Origin of the sequence: Bradyrhizobium sp. 1200_D9_N1_1, assembly GCF_052075915.1 — a bacterium.
GTDB lineage: Bacteria > Pseudomonadota > Alphaproteobacteria > Rhizobiales > Xanthobacteraceae > Bradyrhizobium > Bradyrhizobium diazoefficiens.
In genome coordinates, this window is sequence record NZ_CP197226.1 from 8014499 (window position 1) to 8036227 (window position 21729).

Below are 21729 nucleotides of genomic sequence, written 5' to 3' on the forward strand. Positions count from 1 at the left end.
AATCAGAGCTGAGTGATACGGCGGCCTTTGAAACGGCGTTGACGGACCTTTTTCTTGGTCCAGACGAAGGGCTCGGCTCTGTCGTTGTATGCGTTGACGTAGGCATCGATGTGTTCCTGAAGCTGCTTGAGGCTCGTGAAGGAGGTGCCGCTGAGCGACTGCCCCTGCAAGATGGAAAACCATACTTCGACCTGATTGAGCCATGACGCACTTGTCGGCGTGAAATGAAATTGCACGTTGGGGTGGGCCTTGAGCCAGTCCTCGTTCTTTTTATGGGTGTTGAGGTTGTCGAGGATGACGTGAAGCTTGCGGTTCGGAAAAGTCGCGGTGACGCTGTTCATGAAATCGAGAAACTCGACGCGGCGCCGGCGTTTTGAATGGGTCGCGATGATCTTTCCGGTGGCGACTTCGAGCGCCGCAAACAATGTTGTGGTGCCATGCCGCTTGTAATCGTGGCTTTGGCCGGTTAAGGCGCGGCCATTGGGCAACTTCAGATAACCCTGCGCTCGCTCCAAAGCCTGGATCGAGGGCTTCTCGTCCACGCACAGCACAATGGCCTTCGCCGGCGGCGCGACATAGAGGCCGACAACATCGGCGGCTTTGGCCGTAAAGTTCGGGTCGTTGCTCTCGCACCAGGACTTGCGAGCCACCAGGTCAATCTTGTGGCTGCGCAGGAACCGCCAGACATATTGGACATCGACATCGCCCAGCGCCTCGGCCAGCAGGGGGCCGGTCCAGCGCGCAAACCCTTGCGGTGGCGGCTTATCCAGCAGCTTCAGAATCCGCTTGTCGGTCGTCTTCGTATAGATCGGCTGCTTGCCAGGCCGCGGCTTGTCTTGCAGCCCTTCAAGGCCATGGTCGGCATAGCGATGCCGCCAAAGGCTGACAATCCGCGGCTGGACCCCAACTTCCTTGGCGATCGACCGGGTGCTGCGCCCATCCGCCGCCAACAGAACTATCCGCGCCCGCTTCAAATCGCGCTGCAACGTCACCGGTGAGCGACAGCACGCCTCAAGCACCTTGCGATCTTTCCTCGAAAGGTGGACTTCTCTTGCTTCGGGTATCATCCCGACCTTGAATCACGACTCACGTTCCAAGAAAAGTGGGTACTAGCGTGATCAGCGCTGCCTTCGGCCCGAGATCGAGAAGCTTTCCAGCCGCATGAGCGGCGCCGTCGAAGTCATGCACCTCGACACCGGTGAGCTCGAAAGCTTCCGTCTGGTTTGGTGTGACGAAATCGACACTCCTCCACGCCGCGGGCGACAGGCCCGCCCTCACGGGGGCCGGATTGAAAATAAGATCGAATTCCTTGACGCTCTTCAATGCAAAAAGGTGATTGAGCGCGGGGACCGGCATGCCCATTTCGGCAACGACGATTGCGTCCCGCTCAATGAATTCGGCCGCCTTCTCGACCATGCTCGGAGTGACATTTGCATTGGCTCCCGGGTCTATGACAATCATGTTGGAGCCGTCGTCGCCGACGAGGACAAGAGCAGAACCGGATATCTCCCCCGGGCATACCTCAATGGCATCAAGGCGGACACCTGCCTCACGCAGCGCTTGCAGCAACGATCGGCCAGCGTCATCATCGCCAAGCCGGGTGTAGAAGCTCGGCCGAAGCCCCAATCGAGCGGCGGCGACCGCCTGATTTGCGCCCTTGCCTCCCGCATTCTGCTTTAAGCTTCCCATCAGGCTTTCACCCGGCGTTGGAAGCCGCTCGACGTTGAAGCAGAGGTCAAGATTGGTCGTTCCGAAGAACATCAATGGTCTGGGGCTCATTTCACGGCCCCGAAGGTAAGGCCACGTTCGAGATGACGCTGGCCAAGGATAATCAGGACGATCGGCACAATCATGGTCACCACCAAACCCGCAGCCATGACCGGATAGAACTGAACGCCTGGATTAAGCAGCTTGAGCAGGGCCACGGTGACCGGTGCTTTCGTCGAACTGAGGATCAGGCCGAGAGCGAAATTGTGCCAGGCAAGCAAGAAAATGAGCAATGAAGCGCCGATTAGGCCGGGCTTTAGAAGCGGAAGAACGATGTGCCAGACTACACGGAACGGCTTTGCACCATCCATGGCCGCCGCCTCCTCAATGTCCTTTGGGATGTCCTCGATATATGATCGGCTTAGCCAGATGATCATTGGCAGCGTGACGACCTGATAAACCCAGATCATGCCGAGATAAGTGTCATAAAGGCCAACTGTTTGGAACACGCTGAACAGCGGTATAACGACAAGGAGTGCCGGCGCGAAGCGGAAGCCCAGAATGAAGAACGCGATGTCCTCCTTCCTAGGGATATCACGTCTTGCCAAGACGTAACCTGCGGGTACGCCGGCGATCAGCGATACGAGCACCGCGCCAAGCGATATCACGACGCTATTGGCGACCGGCGTCAGGAAATCAACCTTGATGGTGCCGTAGCTTGTCGCCCCGGCCTGGGCGGCATCGAACAAAACGCGGAAGTTTTCAAATGTTGGAGTGAAGACAAAGCGCGGCGGCAAGGTCATGACCTCGGCCTGCTGCTTCAGCGACATCATCACGATCCAGACCAGGGGAAATGTCAGGATGAGCGTACAGACAACAACCAGTCCATTAAGGAACAAGCTTGCGGGCGTTAAGCGTTTGAAGCGCATTGCCAGCCTCCTCTAGCTTACGCGCTGCCGAACCAACCGCCACAATTTTACCATGGCCAAGGTCCCGAGAAGCACGATCAACCAGTTGACAACCATGAGCGCGGCACCACGCCCGAAGGCGAGGTTTTGAAAGGCTGTGATGTAGGCGCGAACCGAGAGCACGGAGGTACTGTCACCTGGACCGCCCTGGGTTGTTCCGAAGATGATATCGAACTGATTGAGCGACTCGATCAGCCGAAAGACTGCGGCGATCAGGATATACGGTGCAATAAGTGGAAGCTCAATATGGAGGAACGTCGCCCAACCCTTAGCGCCATTGATCCGCGCGGCTTCTCTGATCTCCTCGTTAATGCCCTGCAAACCGGCGAAGATGATGAGCGCAAAAAATGGTGTGTAAGTCCATATGTCGATGAGAACTAGCGAGAACATCGCCGTACCGGCGTCCGAAATCCAGGCGAAGCGGCCGATCCCGACGAGCGAAAGCAAATAGTTCAGAATCCCGTTTTGTGGATCCATCATTGTGGTCCACATCAGGGCGACGCTCATGGGCGGCAATACCAACGGAAGGAGAATGACAGGCCGCATCAATTGTGCAAGAAACACGCGGCTTGCGAACAATTTGGCGAGCGCAAGCCCAGAGAACGCTTCCGCGAGGACCGCGGAGCAGGCATACACCGTGGTCGCCCGCATGCTGTTCCAGAAATCTTGAGTCTTGATTGCCACTTCATAGTTGGTGACCCCAATGAAACGAACCAGGGGACGGCCAAACTTGAGATCGGTCAGCGATTGGAAGACGCCATAGAAAAACAGAAAAAGAAATCCGAGCAGTATGATGATCGCGGGAGCAATCGCAGCAAGGCTCCACCAGTCAAGAGCATGCTGCCCGGCGCTTTGCACCTGCTCTTTTTTGGGCGGTGCCAGTTGGCCTACCGATGATTGTAGCATCACGGTTGCGTCGATGCCTCGAAGGTTCATCGCTCACTTCTCGAAAGATACGCGGGGGTAGTGGAGGCGGCAATCCGGTGATGCCGCTCCCCGGTTGCCTTACATGGAGGAGCGAATCTCGGAGGCGAGGTCGGCCAATGTCGCCTTCACGTCCGCACCATTAACCATCTTCTGCATGGCAACTGCCCAGGCGTTCATGGCCTCGGCAAACCCTACGCGCGGCGTAAAGGCGAGCGCAGCCCGGTCCTGAACACTCTTGAAGGTATCCACGAAATTTGTGAATTCCGGTTTAGCCGCATAGTCGAGCCAAACCTTGTCGCTCCAGGTCGAAGCGCGCGGCGAGTTGACGAGCTTGCCGGCGATGGCACCGTTCAGCTCGACCTGCTTTGACGTCGCCCACTGAATGAAGAGCCAGGCCGCTCCCTTTTTCTGGGAAGCAGCATTCATGGCCAGGGACCAGATCCAGATGTTCGATTCGAAAGTCTTGCCGTTCGGAGCTCGCAGTGGCGGAGCGAAGGCAATCTTGCCCGAAGCGGGCTTGCCGGCAACATCGTTCCAGAACCCGAACATGTTAGAATCGATCGCCATCGCTGTCCGACCCGAATTGATGCCATCGACCACTTGGTACCAGTTGTCGTTGGCAAAGGATGGGGCAGCACACCTCTTGATCATCTCCACGTAGTCTTTGTGGAAGGCGATCGACTCGGGAGAATTGAGACCGGTTTCCAACTTGCCGTCCTTGACGACGAAGTCGTGTACACCATAGGACTTGGCGATTGAGATCGCGGCCGTGTGGATGCTGCTCCAAAAGCGCACTCCTCGCACACCCAGGGGCGTGATCGCGGGATCGGCAGATTTTAGCTTTTCGCATGCCGCCGACATTTCCGGCGGGGTTGTCGGAACCTTGATACCGTGTTTGTCAAGAATGTCCTTACGGTAGAACAATTGGATGTTTTCGAACCCGTGCGGGATGGCCCACACCTGACCCCGGCCCGGTTCGATCTGCCCGCCATTGACTTGCCAAGTCAGCGCGTCACGCAATGCGGGGAAGAAGTCCTTGTAGTCATAGCTTGCCGATGTGAGCTTAGGGTCGTTCAGATAGCGGTCGAGCGGCTCAAGCAGTTGACCGGGCGCAAGATCCCAAGCCGGTTGAATTCCTGTGCCGACGACATCCCACGAGGGCGATTTTGTGCTCAGCTGGATGGTCAGCTTATTCCAATAGGCATCGTCCGGATAAAGCTCGGGCGTCACCTTGATGCCCGTCAACTTCTCGAACTCAGGAAGCTGTGCTGCAACCGCGTCAGCATATGGATGGATGTCGTAAGCCCAAACGATCGAAGCGCCCTCGAACTGGCGCCAGTTGATATCCTCCGCTTTGGCCTGGCCGAAAGATGCGGCCGCACCGGACAAGAGAGTTGAGCAAATCAGAGCGGCTTTGACGAAATGGTAAGAATGGCCGCGCGGTGCGGCTAGCGTCCTTGGCATTGGTCCCTCCTCTGGGCTCTTCGGCCCTCAAGTTCACGTGCCTGTCGTCTTCCAGGGCCGCGAGTGTTGGTAACGCTAGCCGTGATTTTCCGCCCTTATGCACCCATTCAGATCGAAGTTGGGTATTTTTGGGTAAGTCAAGAAAACAGCGTTACAGCAGCCGTTGCAAAAGCCATGGGGAGATGATCAATGCAGGCCCATGTTCAGACCCCGCGCAGCCAGCCTACAAACGAGGGCCGAGCCGGGCCAACCGCCCGAGCTGATGCATAGTAGCTCGTTCGAATCCCTCTGTTAATCTCACCTTGCGGCACGGACGCCTCGATCTTGTTCTTGATTGTGCTGCTTTTAAGAGGGACGAGTGCTTGATGCATTGCCGCAACCTTTCTCGATCCGCAAACAATCTGGTCTCTCAACCCGCCATATTGCAGGACGAAGCTCGAGCGCGACCGCGAGCATCAGCAACAAGGCGTTGCGGATTAGGCCCAACGAAAGCCTCAGCCAGGCTGAGGGTGAGGCGGAGATTGTGGTCGACGGCGGTGAAGGCGATGTTGGCGGCGTCCCCCTCCCGGCCCTTTGAGATGGCAGCGACCGAGATGCCCGTCGCTCTTCATGTGGCCATTCACGGCTCGATGACTGAGAGGCGCCTGAGCCGATGCGCAGATAAGATTGCCGCAACTTAAGGCCGCACTCGCGGGCCAGCCGATTGGTTAATCGCCGCATATTCCAGCTTGGCATCGGTCGGGAGGTGATGGTCTTGGGCTGAACGGTGGTCTCCACCGTCGCTGCTTGAGATCGCGCGTCCGCAACGCGCCGGTCTCATGCGCCCCCTCAAGCTCTCGGCCAGCAAGAGCTCCAGCTTGTCACCGAGCCGCTTACGTCAATGGCCAAGCGTGCCCGTTACGCAAGCTGGCGCCCTCGTCAGTCCGAACGCCTACGTGGGCGTAGGAAGAATCGGATCAAGCTCCTCCTGCTCGAGGATCTTGGATCCATCTTTGGCCAAGTATGCCGCCAGTGAAGCGATGCCGGAGTTTGGTGGGCAACGAGCGGGTGCGGACTTTTTGGTCGGCGCCCGCCCCGAGATGCGGCAGGATCGGTCGTCCGACGGCGCGCTCCATCGTGTGGAATATCCAGGTGCCGTCCGGATCGATATCCGACCAGTGAAAGATCGGGGTTTGTTCGGACACCATTGCCGAGATCGTGCGCAGGGCCTGTTGGCTGGCAAGCGAGGGATACCCGCCAACATACAGCGTAGCACCCAGTCGAGCGGCGTCGGCCTCGGCGACGTGCCTGTTGAAGCTTGCCAAGTTTTCGATCGTCAAAACATACGCCGGCGGCTCCCGGAAGCGGACATGATCTGCCTCCTTAGGCGCGATCCCGAGATGAGCGGAGTGGCTCCGGAGAGATCGGCCCCAAGAAGATCGATCTTACCCGCGATCAGCAGCGGCGGGGCAAAGCGTTCCAGCCCGATCGCCCGCAGTGCCTCGCGGGGCCGCGCGCCCGGAGGAAACTCGAGGACGCCACTCAGGAGCCGAACCACGACGCCTTCAACGCGTTCCAGCGTCTTGCTGTGCCTCACCGTCCGTCGCGAGAAGGTCTTATAGTCCACGTCGAGATGCTTGTTGTCCAGGATGGCCTGGGCGAGATCGAAGGCGTGGCGCAACGTATCGACATCGGACGAAGCGACCCGCGGGCTACCGCTCCCGGTCGATCAACGACGGATCGACTGGTGCGCGCATCCGCACCTGAAGCGGTGGTTCGATCTGGTCAAGGCAGGCCGGGCGTGATCCGCGCGCAGCGGCGTTCATCGAACCATGATCGCCGCCCGGCGCGACCCTAACGATCAGCTGGCCGGCGTATGGTAGCCTTTCGGTTGCCATGCGCGACCCTTGAGGCGATCCATGGCCATGATCGAGTCCGCCGCCCCATCCGCGCCGCAAGTCCAGCGACATGGCTCGATCTTTGACTGTAGGAGGCGCTTCATCCAGAATAAGAGTTTAGGACTTTGGTTCTTTGAATGCCTTCTTCTTCAAGGCGGATAAATAATTTCCTCGAACTCTTGGACGAGATTTACCGGCCAAGCGCATTTCTAGCGTCACAACAAGTTCCTCAAATTTTTTGCGTGTTGCGCCCGCCAGAGGTCGTTGCCGATAATAGCTGTACAGGCGCTCGGTTATGAGAGCTGTCACCCACCGTGGCGTATCTTCCGATTCGTAAAACTCACTTATCCTGGTTATAGCTAGGGAACGAGTCGATCTCGAGCAACATGAAAGAGCAGAGCAGCGTGCGAATTGCAGATGTCTTCTCGCTGCGTATCTGCTCATCGATAAAATCAACCAGCTTTTCGCTTCCAAGGCTTTGATAGGCGATCTCGGCAACGATGGTCGGCATGACATGCTTGATCGTACCCTCGATGAACCTAAATAGCTGGGACAGCTTTTCACTCAGTACCGGGCGCGACCATTGGACGGTGTTTGGGCAACAGCTCCTTATCTGCACAACGGGTCTGTTCCGACCCTGAGAGACATGCTGGTGCCGCACGCCAAGCGGCCGATGTCGTTTTGCGTAGGCAGCCGTGCGTTCGACCCGGTCAACGTCGGGCTCGCGACGAAAGCACAGTCGTCCGAAAGCTGTGCGGCCGGTCTGACGAACTTCGATGTGTCGCTGCTTGGGAACAGCAATCGCGGACATTCTTTCGAGGGTAAGGAAACCGACTTAAGGAAACTGCCGCCCGGCATCATCGGACCAGAGTTGACCGACGCCGAACGGCGAGCGCTTGTCGAATATCTCAAGACTCTATGAGCGATGGCGTTCGACGCCGACTTGTGTGCCGGCGTCGCTAGCTTCCGCCGAGTTCGAATGCGCCTCGTCAGAACACGTGCCATTCGGCAGATTGTCCCTGCTCAGCCAGGTCATGTGTCCCTCCTGCCGGGACGTCGTCGATTGTCTTGAAGCCGCCATGAGCTCGCCGGTCCTAAGCAGCCCCGACTTGGCGCAATCCTGACGATCCCGCCCAACCGCACTTGGCGATGCTGGGCGCGGCTACAGTTGCGCACTCGAAAACCTGTTCATTTTCCAAAATCTGGGCGCTCCAAGTGTAGTTTTTACAACATTTAGCGCCGAGCTATTATGGTTAAGCCAATAATTCGCCCTACAACCTTGTTGTGCAGCGTAGCAACGAACCGGAAAGTTATCGCGGAAGAGGTGGTGGCGATCATTGGCGTGCGAGATCAGCCGGCTGCTACCGATCGGGGCCGTATATCGGCCGACAATAAGCCAAGGCGAGGACTTGGGAGGAATAAGAGCTTGGCGCCGACGGAGCCTCTGAAAACGCTCGCCCCTCTTAGACGGCAGTCGGCCTATACTACCTCTCCTCAAATGCCGCGCCAGAAGCTTCCTTCCATCACCATCAACAATCTCGCTCCAAAGGCCCGCTTTCAGAGACCTCCAAAGCTACGCTTCCGGATTAAATCGACAGCTGGGGGTTTATTTATCGAGGCCAGTTCCGCCCGATGCTCTACTGTTCATCGTTGACCACATATTGTCGCGGCGGCGCTGCACCGAGGACCGAATGCGCATGGCTTCGCGGTACTTCGCGACCGTGCGGCGGGCAATATCAATGCCCGAGACTCGCAGGCGCTCAACGATCGCGTCATCGGACAGAACCGCTGACGGCTCTTCGGATTCGATCAGCTGCTTGATGCGGTGACGCACCGCTTCAGCGGAATGCGCCTCACCGCCATCCGCCGAAGGGATCGATGCCGTGAAGAAATATTTCAACTCGAATGTGCCGCGATTTGTTGCCATGTATTTGTTGGCGGTGACGCGCGACACCGTGGATTCATGCATCTGGATGGCCTCGGCAACGGCCTTTAGATTCAGCGGCCGCAAATGCGCAACACCAAGGGTAAAGAAGCCGTCCTGCTGACGCACGATCTCGGTCGCAACTTTCAGGATGGTGCGGGCGCGCTGGTCGAGCGCGCGCACCAGCCAGGTCGCGTTCTGCAGCGCGTCGTTGAAGTAGGACTTATCGACGTCCTTGCCGATCTTCTTCGACAGCTTGGAATAATAGGTCTGGTTGACCAGCACGCGCGGCAAGGTGTCGCTGTTGAGCTCGACATGCCAGCCGCCATCAGGAGCCGGACGGACATAGACGTCGGGTACCATCGTCTGCAGCCGCGCCGACCCGAACTTCATGCCCGGCTTGGGACTGAGCCGGCGGAGCTCGTCGATCATGTCGGCGATGTCCTCGTCGTCGACGCCGCAGAGCTTGCGCAAGCTCGCGATGTCGCGCTTGGCGAGGAGATCGAGATGCTCGACGAGGGCCTGCATCGCCGGATCGTATCTATCGAGCTCGCGGAGCTGGATCGCCAGGCACTCGCGCAAGTTACGCGCACAGACGCCGGGCGGATCGAACTCCTGCAGGACGGCAAGAACGTGCTCGACATCCTCCTGCGTTGCGCCGAGCCGCTCGGCGGCCTGGCCGAGATCCGGCGGCAGATAGCCGGCTTCGTCGACGAGATCGATCAGATACTGCCCGATCATGCGCTGCGCCGGCGCGGTGAATGCGACCGACAGTTGTTCGGCCAGGTGGTCGGACAATGTTGTCTCGGACGCGACAAACGCTTCGAGATTGTAGTCTTCGTCACCCGAGCCGCCGCCACCCCATTCGGTATAGGTGGTCATGGCGCCATCCCGGGCGTCGCGCACTTGGGCCTCGGCCAGCTGATCGCCGCTGACCTGATCGACCTCAGTCGGGGCTTCGGCCCCAGCTGCATCGTCACTGGCACGCTCGAGCAGCGGATTACACTCCAGCTCTTCCTCCACGAAGGTCATGAGGTCGAGATTAGATAATTGCAGCAGCTTGATCGCCTGCATCAGCTGCGGCGACATGACCAGCGACTGGGATTGCCGGAACTCTAATCTTTGCGTGAGCGCCATGAAGCAAGAACCGTTACTGAAGTTGGTCTGCGTTTTGCTCATCTAGTCAGGAGCTGATCTAAGCGCTTTGATGTCGCGCAAAAGCGGATGCGAGGTGAGATGAAGGCAGCGAACAACGGAATCCGACACTCAGTCGGAGCTCCCTCGTCAATCCCCATTGTGCGCGAGATGAGAGGACTAGGAATTCGGATGCGGCACTGTGACGCGAGGGCATCAACAAACAGGACAGCTTCCCGTGGCGATACTCCTATCAAGGACTTGCAGTCCCCGGCAGTTTCGGTGAGTTCTGCGCGTAGCCGCGATCCTCCACCCTCCCGCAGGAGCGCCGGCAACAGCTGCGCGGGGCTCAGGATCAGTGCCTGCCGCCACTCAGACAGTCCCTCGCTGTCGAGCCTTGCTGCACGCTCGAATTAGCGCGAACTTCGAAGCCGATCGTGGAAGGAAGTTGCCCAAACGAATTGGCACTAGGGCTGGCAGTCGAAAATAGTTGAGGTAGCGGGTTGAACCGGCCGCAAGATCGCTATTGCGTCAAACGCGATTGCGAGGCGATCACCATTCAGCTGCCCAACGCCTGCCGCTTGTTGGCCGCTAGCGTCTGCCCCATGTGCGTCGAGAAGAGTCTCTTGTCCGGGTTGCTGACGCAAATCGGCAGAAGTTCGAATAGCGGGCATATATTGGCCTGCTCTTCGGCTTATCCTGCCGAAAGTTCCAACGTATTCGGGATGACGAATCTGGGGCCTCTGACGCATCAAATCTGGGACAGTTAGTTTCCTCCGCTTGGCCGCTGAGCGGGACGATCTTGTCGGTTTGGTCGAGAGCCCTGCGCCAGTCGCCTTGCTTGCAGCGGCCGGCCGACATACTCGCTCCGCGAGAGGCGTCCGCACGCGCGAGACCGCCATGATGTTCCTACGACCTCGAGCAACATTTCATCGCTGGCCAGCGGGGTCTTGCCAGCGCGTTGGCCCACTCCTCGCCATATCGGTGCTGCCGGTGAAGCCTGCCGCCTCCCCAAACAACACCTCTCCGAAGCTTCGGTGGGATGCCGCCCCCAATCACTCGCCTCAGTGGCATCTGAGCTGCGGCGAAACGACAAGAAGAATTCGCGCTCTTGGTACAACTCACCGGGTCGCAGAGGCAAGCTCCCGAGCCGAACCCCGGCTCATCGCCCGCGTCGTCGTACCTGCCATTCGCGCTCCCGCTGCCTCTGCGCCGATGGTAGCACCATACACCGCGCTGTAGAACACCGCAGCGGAAGTTGGCGCCGCGACATCTTATTCCGGCTACCGACGCAATTGAGCGGCCGCGTGAGGAGTTCGAGCGACGGATCAAGATCAAGACCGTTTGCCATCAGCGGCCGCCGCGGCAATGCCGTCCTGGCCTGCTCACCCCCGGCCAGATCAACATGCGCAAGGTCGACGGCTGGAGACCCCTCACCACAAATCCTTCGATAGGTAACTTGGGACGCGCCTAGTTGTGGGGCGCGCACCATAGCCACAATGCAATGCGCATCGCGATTGAACTCGCTGCGCACGGGCAGGTAGCTTCATGTTAGTGGAAATCGCGCCGACATTGCCGCAGCTGGCAAGCCTCGATTGCACAACGCGAAGCATCAACTTCTCGATAAGGGCCGCGCTGCCGCTCAGGTGAAGGGCCTGGCTTCAGCGATCACGGCTTCGTCCAGCGGCAAGCCCCTGCCATAGGGACGAACCAGCTTTCGCGGGCGGTCGCATCGAGCAGCGGCACCTCAGTTGCCTGATTGATATGGCCGGGACGGCCGGCTGGCGCAGCCTCGAGAGCCTCGAGACGGTTGGTGGCGAGAATGAAGATGTTGTCATTGTTGCTTCAACCCGTTCATTGCGTTGAGCAGCCTGTTTAGCAACACTTACTTGCAAAAACCTATAACAGCGCGATTCCTGGCAAACAGATCGACATCCTCGATCTGAAACGGATGGAACTTCATATCAATAGCGCCGGGATCGCGTGGTCGGTATGACAAAGCATGCGATTTACCGCCTAGGACCTGCATTGTCCGAACTAGGAAATCCAGCCTCAGGCGAGTCTGACGCAGCGAGACTTGCATGAAGCGCCGACGCCCCTAGGTCCACGCCAGCCACTGATAAACACCGGACACGCGCGCCGGATGCGCTTGCCCCGTCATCTGGTTTGAGCCAATTCCGTTGAAGTACATCGTTGAATCCACTAGAGATCGGCTATCCCGACCGCAGCAGATGAATCGCAAAGGAAGAGCCCGCCGACGCAGGGTCCTTGATCGTTCCTTTGAAGGCGTACGGAGCTAAATGATGCCGCGCCGGGTTGCTTTGGCTACAGCATTTGTCCGGTTTGCCGCCCCTAGCTTTCTGATGACGTTCTTCATGTGGAAATTGACGGTATTATCAGTGACGTTAACAAGTTGCCCGATTACCCAGGCTGACTTCCCCTCTGCGACCCAGTATAGGCACTCTGTTTCTCGCGGTGTTAGCGGAATGTCTGTCTCGCAACTCTCATCAAGCGGCGGTGTAATCTGCGCGACAGCGTTGTGAAACGCCGACGCCAATGTCGTGAGATGAGCCATGCGATCCTGTGGATCGGCATCATCGAAAGGAGATGCAAACGATACGAAAGCCGATCGGCCTTGCGATCCAAACAATGGCACGCTCATGCCATGCTTAAGGCCTGCTTCTTTGGCCTCGCGTAAGACGCGCAGCTCACGGGGCTGTAGTTCATATCGACTGGTTAGTTCATCCCAAAGAAAGGGCCTTGGCAGCATTGCTGTCCGCCGGACCACCGGGTCGATCGCTTGATATTCTTGTTCAGCATAGCGTTGGCACCAATCAGACGGGAAGTTTATAGTTGGCGGGGGCGGTAGATACTCTGGCAAACGACGCTCATTGGAGCAGGAGAGTGCTCCGTAGGCGACTTTATCAAAGCCTTCATTGCTCGCGAACTTCACAAGAAGATCGAACAGCGCTGCGATTGATCTTGTCTGTATAGCGCACTCGATGAAGCTGAATAGGTCGGGCCCGCGGCTTTCCCGTCTGCTTGAAGCGAGTGGCATTTTGCCGTGCGACTGGTCATCCATTTTCTATTTCCGTTTGCTTACACAGATGTTGGCTTTGCTTCTTGCAGCTGAAAGCTCGCGCGCGAAAGGAAAGCTCGGCCCAGAACTGTTTCACACGGTCCCAGCACGCTCCGAGAAGATAATCGGAGCGACTTGACGCACGCTGGCAGGTCGAGCCAAAGCGAAGCTGACTTTGTTCGCTGCTGACCGGTCGGGCTGCTCTCCGAGGTGCCAGTGCCCCAGTCTCTCGAAAGAACGGCTGGCAAATCATGCAACGATTGCGGCGGACACGGTCAGCACTTCTCGTAAGAACATGCCGGCATCTCGAGCGCCACCGCAAAGGAGCGAGGTCGGCATGGAACTGTTCGCAGCTCGGCACACCACACCCGGACGGGTCCAGCGCCCTCAGGTGCTTGCGCATTTTGGGCCACCACCCGCGGACATCAACAAATGGCTGCTTGACGAGGACGACAGCGTGCATGCGATCCTCAGGACTTTCCAAGAACCACCGATGCGCACAGCAATTCTCGCACCACTCGCCGATCGGAGAACTTGCCCCCATAATAGGGGCACTCGCAGAAAGATGGTCTCCTCTGGTTGAGCGGATGTGACATACGTCGAACATGCGACAACGTCTCATGCGCGACACAGAATTTGATATAGATCAAGAGCGTGATTAAAGGCCTGCCGTCTCACCTGCATTGACGGGGCGCGAATGGCACTCCCTGAGTGCCATCTTAACGCGCGAGGCAAGTCCAGTACCAACCTTCCTGCGGGCAGCGGAGCAGCAGTTTAGTGTGGCTCTGCTTTTCGAGCAGTCGAGGACGGCACTTTCGAACTTTCGCTGTGGCTCGCCTTTGCGAACTTCCCATCGGCGTCGTGAAGACTTGCCCCCTCCTTGCAAACCCGAGGAGAGAGCGAATGAACGAGGAAAGAAACAAAGGCTCGTTGTTGATCGGTCCGGGAGCAGGTTGATAGAACTCCTTGTGGCGTGGCGGAAATGTTGCGCCTCTCGGGCCTAGGGTCTGAAGCGGGTTACACGCCAGCTCGGGTGCAGCCTTCACACGATGAAGGGCTATGGAATGGCGGGTGAGGTGAAGCCGTTCAAGTCGTGTCCGGGTTAGCTCTCCCGCACCACGGTCTTCAGGTAATGGTAGGCCTTGATGATCTCGACCAGGCGCTGCTCCGTAGAGCGGTCGCCGCCATTGGCATCGGGGTGGTGCCTCTTGACCATCGCCCTGTACCTCGCCTTGATATCTCCGAGCGTCGCATCGACATTCAGGCCCATCACCTGCAACGCTTTCCGCTTGGCATTGAAAAGCTTGCGCGTCTCAGGCCTGGCCTCCGCGCGGGCGCGTCCCTTCAGCTCAGCGAGCATGCAAAAAGCATCGCAGTCGTCCTCGGAATGGGCCGGGCTGCCGGTCATCTTGCGGGCGCTGATGGGCTCGCCGATTTTCCAAGTTGGACGATGGCCCGTCAGCGCGTCATTCTGGTAGCGCGCGATCGCTTCGGCGTCCATCCCGGAGAAGAAATTGTAGGACTGATTGTATTCGCGAGCATGCTCGATGCAGAAGTGCCAATATTCGCGCGCATTGTGGCGGCCCTTTGGCGCGGGATGGGTTGCCTTGTTCTGGCAATCAGGCCATTCGCATCGCACCGCGGTCCGGCGCTCCTCCTGCGCTTCCTGCTTGTTGATGCGAATGGAGGCGAAGAATTTGGATGTGTCGCTCAGCATGACTTGGCTCCGTTGGGCGGAGCGGCAGTAAGCAGCGCCGCTTCTAAGCTAGAGAATTGGTTTCGACGGCAAGTTGGATCTGACTCGGCCTTTGCGTCTAGTTCAGTGCATGGTGTAGCAAGCACTTCCCAGCAATCGACATGCCAGGACTCGCGCGCTTGGTTCAGACAATCATCTCTTTGCGATCTCAGATCGATTCAATTGCAATGTGCTGTCGGGCTCTGCACATCGAGGTCTTGAACGGGACCGGGTGAATACGAACAAAGCGGGAGCTATGCAGGAATCTGGCTGATGACGCGCTTAGGGAAGCAGCGGAGCAACGCGGATGGTGAATTTGCGAGAACTTCTCGACGAGGCGATATGGCCAGAATGAGACTATCAACATCCTGCCCTTCGCTCAGCCGCCTGCGGTTGATCATGCGTGCTACAAATTCTGCGCAACAGAGCGCGTGTTCTGCTCGCCCGGTGCCGCGACGGAATCGTTCCAGAGACGCCGGCGAGATGAAGCGGCCAAGGATGGCCGCGCAACACCGCAAAAGCTATCGGCGCAATCGAGGCGGCCGGGCCCAAGGTGAGGACCGGGCGCGCGACTCTCGCCGGTTGGATCCGCTTCACGTACTTGATTTTGCCAGCCGAGCGCGGCGACCAGGAGCTTTGATCCCCTGCTTAGCCGGGCCGTATGTTGACTCGCGATTTCAGGAGGCACGATCGGCCCTGCTGGAAAGGATGCGGCGAATCTTTTGCTATTAGCGATTTTTGGGGCCTGAACAATCGATCGCGGGGCAAATACGTGCGCCGCAGCACAAGTCCGCCGGCGATCAAAGAGAGCCCGAGCTGGTTCTGAGCGGCAAGAAGAAGGCCATGGAGGGTCTCAACGGCGCCCAGCCGGCGCGGTCGCGGAGCATGCACTCGACATCTTTACTGCGAGCGCACCAAATATGTGCGTGGCCGCGATTACCGGACAAGGATCGCCGATATAAAGCCTATTGGCTTTCTGTGTCTTGCCGGCCGAGCACCAGCAGAGAACCACAATCCGAGCGAGAGCATCCGCCGCGGTACGGCACACGAACATGCGAGCCAGGAACCGTTGTCGGCCACCAACCGTATTAGATTGTGCAAGCTGAGCAAGCGTGAGACGTTGGGATGACCGAAGAGCCACAATCAGTTGCCGAGATCATCGCGGCGTCAGAGTGCCGACAGTATTTGAGCCCGTCCCAAACAGGCAAAAACGATGCCGCCTGCTCGGCTTCGTCACCAGTCGCGATTGCGGCGAAATGACTGAGCTGAGATCGCACTCCGGTTAGTCTCTAAGCACGTCAGCTTGTCGACAGCTGATCCTAATAGAGTGAGACAGTGACACGATTGGATCGGCATTGCGAGCCGACTCAAACCACCGGAGAGTCGACATGGACCCTTTTAACCGCATCAACCCACTCGACCGTGACCACGCCGCGGCACCGCAACAGCAGCAAGCGGAGTTTGAGCCTTACTTGGATGAAGTGCCCCAGCTTGATACCTCGACAATCGCAGAGAATCCCGTTTTTCATGATCCCTACTACCCTCATCTGTCTGAAGAAGGCCTTAGACTGGCCCAGGCATTGGGACTTGAGCACCAGAGCACGGACCGTCCTCATCCCGAACACGCAGTCACCAGACGCGAGGACGCCGCTGCGCAGCATCGCGCGCCGCAGGGTGGGCCGGAGGAACTGACTGCGCAAGGTCACGATCAGGATCCGTGGCAAGAGCCGATACGCGAAGCGATCCTAGCATCGTCTCTCAACCGGCCAGCCCCGGGTGGTCTGGCACCGGATCCCGAAGAAGCCGTTCGTTACTTCAGCTGGAGCGGCGCCTACCGGCCGGCTGCAAACGAGCTAGCCTCGGTCGCTTCCAGCTCAGGTCACGAAGTCGTTGTGGATGAGGATTACACCGGCCAACCTACGAAGAGGCAGAGGACACTAAGCCTGGCGGAAGAAAATGCCACTGCGCGCCAGCGCACCGAGCCCGGCAATTCAACCGGTCGCGAGTTAATTGAAGACGCCGGCGCACCGCTTCTGGCCAGCAGCCGGTTCGTCCTTCCTGAGGAAGTCTACGATCAGGATCTGCTGTGGGCCATGGTGGATAACGCTCGCCCATCGTCATCTCTCGAACCAAACGAGGGTCATCACCAAGCCCTGGACTCAGAAGCGGCCGTTGGTCCGTTCAACGCGCAGCACGGCGACCAGCACGCGTCCGCTGCGCACGAGCGCAGCAACGTCCCGCCGAGCCAGGACAGCCGACCTACCAGTTTTATCGTTCACAATGACCGTTACACGGCGCTGTTCGTGCCTGCGGGGGCGATGAGGCGAAGCACCCCACTCAATCCGCCAGGCTCAACCATTCAATTCGGATCTCGACCGGAAAACGTTCTGCCGCCCAGCCTGCAGCCAACGGATCGAACCGCCCGATCGCTTTTTGGACGGTCGATTGAGCAAGCCGCTCCGGCGTCCTCCAGGGCTCAGAGGACGTACCCCGCGGCCCGCGAGATTTACGCTGCATCATTCTCCGTTCCCGAGACTTTTTTGCACGGCACCCAACCCGCGCCGGACACGATGCGGGCGAAACTCGGCCAGTGGGGCCTTCTGCCGGACGAAGCGCATCCGACAAAACAATACGACATTCATGGTGAGCGCTACACCGCCCTTTTCGGACCCGGAGGCTCCGATGACCTTCGGCTCATCCATCACCCACGAATGTAGACGCCGAGGGACATCTCAAACGCATGGAGCCCGTCCAGATAGTTCCGGAATTGGACTTGTTATTGGACCATAGCTTGCTCCGGCTGCTCCTGCGAGGTTGGCGCGGTTCTGGGCAGCACAGATGTCCGCTGCTCGCGTCGATGACTTGCCAGCATCATCGCTTAGCAACTCCTCGTTGGGCCGAACTTCTACCTCCGTTTTCTTGCTAACTACGGCGTGATCACGTTGATTGCCTCGAGGCGGTTGTGCAGCGAAATCGGCAGTCGAGTGCCGGCCTCCCGCGCACTTTGCCTGCAATATCTGCTCCACATCCACAGTTGCCTGGGCACGCACTGACGCATTCACCCGCGGGCGGCTCTTGAAGCTGCGATGAAGGGCTTGTCGGCGGCTTGCCGGGCCGCGAGAGCATCGAGCGCGCCGTCGCGCTGGTAACAGGTCATGATCGTGCGACACGAGCTCGCCGCTATAATCGACACGGATCTTTGCTCGGAATGCGACTGACTTGCAGCCCTCCCAGCTCACGGCCTTGTCGCTGGAGGCGATCCGCAGCAGGCGGCCCAATACGCCTGGAGAAGACATAAATTGTGATGGAGGCGCGGATAAACGAGCCTACCAATTCGTGCAGCAGATTTCGCAGCTCACGTCAGTTAGTTTGCTGGGTAGTAACTCCGGGAGACTTCTTCAATGCTGATCGTCGACACAATTTTGAAGCCAGACAGGTTTGGCGGTATTGGACTTTTCTCCGCGACTCGTTTGCCCAAAGGTTCGTTGATCTGGATTCACAACCCAATCGTTGACATCACGGTGACGCCTGAACAATACGAAGCCCTAGCTCCAACATTCCAAGCGCTACTTGATAAGCATGCCTATCCAAGAGACTACAAGGCTTACGATGGTGTTATCGAGTACAATGCTGACAATGCCCGCTTCATGAACCACAGCAGCCGCCCAAACACATACCAAGACGACCGCCGAGTTTTCACAGCCCGTGACGTACAACCCGGTGAAGAACTGACCTGCAATTACTTATTTTTCGATCCACGGTGTGACGTATCGTGGAATGAAGAACCATCCATGAATCTTGATGCCCCAACGGGCTAGGCGACGGTGGATTCAAGTTCGCGGTCTGACGACTTGATCCGTTGGCGAATTACGCCGGCAAGACTTTCGGCAACTCGTTGTGGCCATCGACCGACTCGGCCAATTTTCTAGCTGCCTTACCGAGCAAGAAGATTTGCGAGCGGAGCCTTGTTCGACAGACATCCCTTGGCGCGCAGAGCTCCTTGGCGCACCGTCGCGGGAGCGCTTTCGATGAGGTATCTCCTCGAGGCGGACTTCATTGCATCTCTAGAGCTTACCCAACGCCGGATCTCCGCGGATGTGCCCGTTCTCGCACTGACTTTTGAGTCTTGATCCTCGATATTTCCTGAGATGGCCCGGGCACCGATCCTGATATTACCTTTAGGATAGGCCGATTGTGCCGCTTGATGTCAGAGTAGCAGATGTGCTGTTACAAACGCACTTGATGAGGGCTTATCGCGGCTCGATCTTTGCGCCTCCGATTTAGCTTCGCGCAATGCAGAGAGCATCCGTCCCATCTGGTCACGATCCTACATACTGCCATATCAGGACCTGTTTAGATAAGAGATCAGCGACTATCGTGTGATCGATTTCGTCGGCCGAGGTCCATCCGATCTTGCCGATCAACTATCATTACGCGCTCAAGGATGCCGCGAGGGACGAAAGCCGCAAGACAATGGGCGCGTCGATCCTAAAGCGGTCCGAGCACGACTCCTAGCTTCCTGGCGTACTCACGCTCCCAAAAACTAGGGTCCAGACTCAATTGAGCCAATATGCGACGAGAGCGGCGAGATGAACAGCGGCCAAAAAATTACGGGCGAGCTTGTCATATCGCGTGGCGATGCGCCGGAAGTCCTTGAGCCTGCCAAAGCAGCGTTCGATGACATTTCGTCCTTTGTAGGCGCGTTTGTTGAAGCGATGGATGACGACACGGTTAGATTTATTGGGGATTACGGGCTTGGCGCCACGACGAATGATTGCGCCGCGAAGCTTGTCGCCATCATACCCTTTGTCGGCGAGGAGCACGCTCATGGGTGGCGCGAGCGCCAGGACATCGGGAGCCGCAGCGATATCGGCATCCTGGCCTGGAGTCAGATGCAGGACGACCGGCCGGCAGAGCGGATCGCTCAGCGCATGGATTTTTGTCGTGCGGCCTCCGCGCGAGCGGCCGATTGCTTGATTGTGCTCCCCCCTTTTCCGCCGGAGGCACACCGGTGAGCTTTAATCGAGGTCGAGTCGAGCGACAGTACGACGCCGTCTTCGCCAGGCTTGGCCAGCGCTTCGAAGATTGCGCACCATCGTCCTCGCTTGGCCCAGCGATTGAAGCGATTGTAGATCGTCGTGTAAGGGCCGTATTCACGTGGACAATCACGCCATCGTGCACCCGATTGCAGCATGTGAATGATGCCGCTGACGATGCGTCGGTCGTCGTCCCGATCCGGCCCCGTCAGTCCCCTCGGCAGATGCGGTTCGATACGCGCCCATTGCCTGTCGTTCAGCCAAAACAAACCAGCGCGCATTCTCTCGCCCCCGAATCAACACGTAGGCAAGAGAATCACGTGGCGCTATTTAGGTACAGACCCTAGTACGAGCTGAACTTGCAACGGCCGGCTGGTTGCCATCAGGCAGCTCGCGGAGTGAAAAGAACACTAGGCTTGAAATCTCACGGCTCATCCAAGCTGAACCAGCTTGTGCTCACCGGGCAGACCACAAAGTTCCGGCACATGCACGTGCCTTGGACGCTAGCTCCGCAATGCAGCGAACCTCGACACTCGTTCGTCCGCCTTCCACCCAATGTAGGGAAGTTGACGCGGCACGCTCTTAGTAAGCTCCTGCAGAACAAAGGAATTGCTCCGGCACGCGGCTTGCTACGTTGAGGACGTCATCACCAATCGTCGTGCGGTGATCTTCGGAGCGGCCCCGGCTCGTTATTGGGGGCCTGGTGCTCCGACGATTTGCCGTGCGGCGATACTTAGCGAGCGCGACTACAACTCGGGAAAGTTCAGGGCAATCTTTATGCGATCAAGAGTTCTCTTTTTGGGGGCTGCGACCATGGCGATCGCCACAACGGGTACATCTATGGCGAACCTCGGGCGAGAAGCCCTGCCACCGTCGGTGTGGAACTGGTCCGGAGGCTACATTGGCGGGCATGTAGGCGGCGGGTACGGTCGAACCTCTTTCACCAATCCGTTCGGCCCACCGATCTACGGCGACGTCGTCGATATTCCCTCCTTCGTCGCAGGTGGCCAAATCGGCTACAATTGGCAGAACAATAGTTGGGTGTACGGCCTCGAACTGGATGCCAGCGCAGCTGTCGCGAGCGGCTCAAACACCTGCCTCGCAGCCTCAGACTTGATTGTAAGCGCAAACTGCAACGCAGCTCCGAACCTCTTTGCGACCGGGACCGGTCGCATCGGTTACGCCTTCGGCTCGCTCGGGCAAACGCTTGCCTATCTCAAGGCAGGTGCAGCCTGGCAAAATAATCGAGGCGACATCGTCAACAACTTTGAAGGGGGCGACCTGCCACAGGAGAAAACCCATTTCGACTATGGCCAAGTTGGTGGCGTCATCGGGCTCGGTGTGGAGCAAGCCCTTACGCCTTCATGGTCGGTGAACGTCGAGTATGACTATCTGCATTTTGGCGGGCCGAGCGTCGCGACCGCTTCGACCGCGAAGTTATCTCCGTCTACGATTTTGCCGGCGAGCACGACCAGCCTGTCCAGCAACTATCACATTGGGAAAATTGGTCTGAACTACCACTTTGGTGCGGACCCAGAAGCCGCACCAAAGTCCGATTCGCCGCTGCATGCGAGATCAGCCGGCAGCGTACCACCCATTCCCTACACGTCCGGTTGGTCGTTCGAAGGGGGCTCGCGGCTCTGGCTGAGCCGGGGAAGATTCCAGTGGGATCAAAGCGCAGTCCCGTATGGCTGGCCTGAAGACCCCAGCATACTGATTTCCAGGCTCACTTATCATGCACTGGACGGACTTTCGGGGGAGGTTATAGCGCGACGATCTGGGTCGGAAGAGCGCGGCGATCAGGATGGCGAGTCAGTGTCGCGGCGCGATGATGATCGCCGCGATGATTGTCGCGCGCAAGAGTTTTGTTTGCTTTGA

17 protein-coding genes and 1 pseudogene are annotated in these 21729 nt (G+C 58.2%); 5 read left to right on the forward strand and 13 right to left on the reverse strand.

From position 1 onward, the window contains the following. Window positions 1-2: 2 nt before the first annotated feature. From AB5K84_RS37895 to AB5K84_RS37915, 5 genes are all read right to left on the reverse strand, one after another. Window positions 3-1067 carry an IS630-like element ISRj1 family transposase gene (locus AB5K84_RS37895; protein ID WP_011084514.1) on the reverse strand — a complete coding sequence of 355 codons (1065 nt, stop codon included), beginning with the start codon at window positions 1065-1067 and terminating at the stop codon, window positions 3-5. A 19-nt stretch (window positions 1068-1086) separates the two neighbouring features. Next, window positions 1087-1761, reverse strand: coding sequence for a ribokinase (locus AB5K84_RS37900; RefSeq protein WP_441232800.1), 675 nt, complete (start codon window positions 1759-1761; stop codon window positions 1087-1089). A gap of 14 nt (window positions 1762-1775) precedes the next feature. Further along, on the reverse strand, window positions 1776-2636 hold the full coding sequence (locus AB5K84_RS37905; RefSeq protein WP_011084696.1) for a carbohydrate ABC transporter permease: 861 nt from the start codon (window positions 2634-2636) through the stop codon (window positions 1776-1778). A 12-nt stretch (window positions 2637-2648) separates the two neighbouring features. Further along, window positions 2649-3611 (reverse strand): carbohydrate ABC transporter permease, encoded by a 963-nt coding sequence (locus tag AB5K84_RS37910; protein WP_011084695.1) that lies wholly within the window; start codon window positions 3609-3611, stop codon window positions 2649-2651. 69 nt (window positions 3612-3680) lie between these two features. Continuing rightward, a complete protein-coding gene (locus AB5K84_RS37915; RefSeq protein ID WP_011084694.1) occupies window positions 3681-5066 on the reverse strand; it encodes an ABC transporter substrate-binding protein in 1386 nt (461 codons plus the stop codon). A gap of 358 nt (window positions 5067-5424) precedes the next feature. On the opposite strand from AB5K84_RS37915, the gene AB5K84_RS37920 reads away from it, so the two are divergent. Beyond that, window positions 5425-5643, forward strand: coding sequence for a hypothetical protein (locus tag AB5K84_RS37920; RefSeq protein ID WP_161966258.1), 219 nt, complete (start codon window positions 5425-5427; stop codon window positions 5641-5643). Between the two features lie 44 nt (window positions 5644-5687). Here AB5K84_RS37920 and AB5K84_RS37925 read toward each other — a convergent pair. From AB5K84_RS37925 to AB5K84_RS37940, 4 genes and pseudogenes are all read right to left on the reverse strand, one after another. Next, window positions 5688-5943, reverse strand: a pseudogene (locus AB5K84_RS37925) (IS5/IS1182 family transposase); the annotation flags it as partial. A gap of 79 nt (window positions 5944-6022) precedes the next feature. Then, complete coding sequence (locus tag AB5K84_RS37930; protein ID WP_026312353.1) at window positions 6023-6385, reverse strand: Wadjet anti-phage system protein JetD domain-containing protein; 363 nt, start codon at window positions 6383-6385, stop codon at window positions 6023-6025. After that, entirely contained in the window at window positions 6382-6726 is a 345-nt protein-coding gene (locus AB5K84_RS37935) for a hypothetical protein (RefSeq protein WP_014497905.1), read from the reverse strand. The genes AB5K84_RS37930 and AB5K84_RS37935 overlap by 4 nt, the downstream gene beginning before the upstream one ends. A gap of 557 nt (window positions 6727-7283) precedes the next feature. After that, window positions 7284-7454: a hypothetical protein gene (locus AB5K84_RS37940; protein WP_014497906.1), complete on the reverse strand. Its 171-nt coding sequence runs from the start codon at window positions 7452-7454 to the stop codon at window positions 7284-7286. A 36-nt stretch (window positions 7455-7490) separates the two neighbouring features. Here AB5K84_RS37940 and AB5K84_RS37945 point away from each other — a divergent pair, with 36 nt between their 5' ends. Then, window positions 7491-7865 carry a di-heme-cytochrome C peroxidase gene (locus AB5K84_RS37945; RefSeq protein ID WP_269465757.1) on the forward strand — a complete coding sequence of 125 codons (375 nt, stop codon included), beginning with the start codon at window positions 7491-7493 and terminating at the stop codon, window positions 7863-7865. Between the two features lie 684 nt (window positions 7866-8549). On the opposite strand, the gene rpoN is transcribed toward AB5K84_RS37945, so the two are convergent. The 3 genes from rpoN to AB5K84_RS37960 all read right to left on the reverse strand — a co-directional run bounded on the left by rpoN (window position 8550) and on the right by AB5K84_RS37960 (window position 14797). Next, window positions 8550-10004, reverse strand: a complete 1455-nt coding sequence (rpoN, locus tag AB5K84_RS37950; RefSeq protein ID WP_011084688.1) for an RNA polymerase factor sigma-54 — start codon at window positions 10002-10004, stop codon at window positions 8550-8552. A 2293-nt stretch (window positions 10005-12297) separates the two neighbouring features. Next, entirely contained in the window at window positions 12298-13083 is a 786-nt protein-coding gene (locus tag AB5K84_RS37955; RefSeq protein WP_441232735.1) for a helix-turn-helix transcriptional regulator, read from the reverse strand. A 1099-nt stretch (window positions 13084-14182) separates the two neighbouring features. After that, on the reverse strand, window positions 14183-14797 hold the full coding sequence (locus tag AB5K84_RS37960; RefSeq protein WP_011084684.1) for a J domain-containing protein: 615 nt from the start codon (window positions 14795-14797) through the stop codon (window positions 14183-14185). Window positions 14798-16203: 1406 nt separating this feature from the next. Between AB5K84_RS37960 and AB5K84_RS37965 the strand changes: the two genes are divergently transcribed. Next, on the forward strand, window positions 16204-17532 hold the full coding sequence (locus tag AB5K84_RS37965; RefSeq protein WP_011084682.1) for a hypothetical protein: 1329 nt from the start codon (window positions 16204-16206) through the stop codon (window positions 17530-17532). 684 nt (window positions 17533-18216) lie between these two features. Then, the gene (locus AB5K84_RS37970; protein WP_011084680.1) at window positions 18217-18633 is read left to right on the forward strand and encodes an SET domain-containing protein; all 417 of its coding nucleotides are present in this window, start codon (window positions 18217-18219) and stop codon (window positions 18631-18633) included. 738 nt (window positions 18634-19371) lie between these two features. Here AB5K84_RS37970 and AB5K84_RS37975 read toward each other — a convergent pair. Further along, window positions 19372-20132 (reverse strand): IS5 family transposase gene (locus AB5K84_RS37975; protein ID WP_236842183.1). Its coding sequence is split into 2 segments (ribosomal slippage): window positions 19372-19793 and window positions 19793-20132, totalling 762 coding nucleotides; the frame shifts between segments, so codons are not numbered across the junction. A gap of 532 nt (window positions 20133-20664) precedes the next feature. Between AB5K84_RS37975 and AB5K84_RS37980 the strand changes: the two genes are divergently transcribed. Then, window positions 20665-21729, forward strand: a complete 1065-nt coding sequence (locus AB5K84_RS37980) for an outer membrane protein (protein WP_441232736.1) — start codon at window positions 20665-20667, stop codon at window positions 21727-21729.

Excerpts from the sequence above, each read along its gene's own strand:
- rpoN (WP_011084688.1), bottom strand. The coding sequence starts at position 10,004 with ATGGCGCTCACGCAAAGATTAGAGTTCCGGCAATCCCAGTCGCTGGTC.
- AB5K84_RS37960 (WP_011084684.1), bottom strand. The coding sequence starts at position 14,797 with ATGCTGAGCGACACATCCAAATTCTTCGCCTCCATTCGCATCAACAAG.
- AB5K84_RS37970 (WP_011084680.1), top strand. The coding sequence starts at position 18,217 with ATGCTGATCGTCGACACAATTTTGAAGCCAGACAGGTTTGGCGGTATT.
- AB5K84_RS37940 (WP_014497906.1), bottom strand. The coding sequence starts at position 7,454 with ATGCCGACCATCGTTGCCGAGATCGCCTATCAAAGCCTTGGAAGCGAA.
- AB5K84_RS37965 (WP_011084682.1), top strand. The coding sequence starts at position 16,204 with ATGGACCCTTTTAACCGCATCAACCCACTCGACCGTGACCACGCCGCG.
- AB5K84_RS37895 (WP_011084514.1), bottom strand. The coding sequence starts at position 1,067 with ATGATACCCGAAGCAAGAGAAGTCCACCTTTCGAGGAAAGATCGCAAG.
- AB5K84_RS37980 (WP_441232736.1), top strand. The coding sequence starts at position 20,665 with ATGGCGATCGCCACAACGGGTACATCTATGGCGAACCTCGGGCGAGAA.
- AB5K84_RS37905 (WP_011084696.1), bottom strand. The coding sequence starts at position 2,636 with ATGCGCTTCAAACGCTTAACGCCCGCAAGCTTGTTCCTTAATGGACTG.
- AB5K84_RS37900 (WP_441232800.1), bottom strand. The coding sequence starts at position 1,761 with ATGTTCTTCGGAACGACCAATCTTGACCTCTGCTTCAACGTCGAGCGG.
- AB5K84_RS37915 (WP_011084694.1), bottom strand. The coding sequence starts at position 5,066 with ATGCCAAGGACGCTAGCCGCACCGCGCGGCCATTCTTACCATTTCGTC.
- AB5K84_RS37955 (WP_441232735.1), bottom strand. The coding sequence starts at position 13,083 with ATGGATGACCAGTCGCACGGCAAAATGCCACTCGCTTCAAGCAGACGG.
- AB5K84_RS37910 (WP_011084695.1), bottom strand. The coding sequence starts at position 3,611 with ATGAACCTTCGAGGCATCGACGCAACCGTGATGCTACAATCATCGGTA.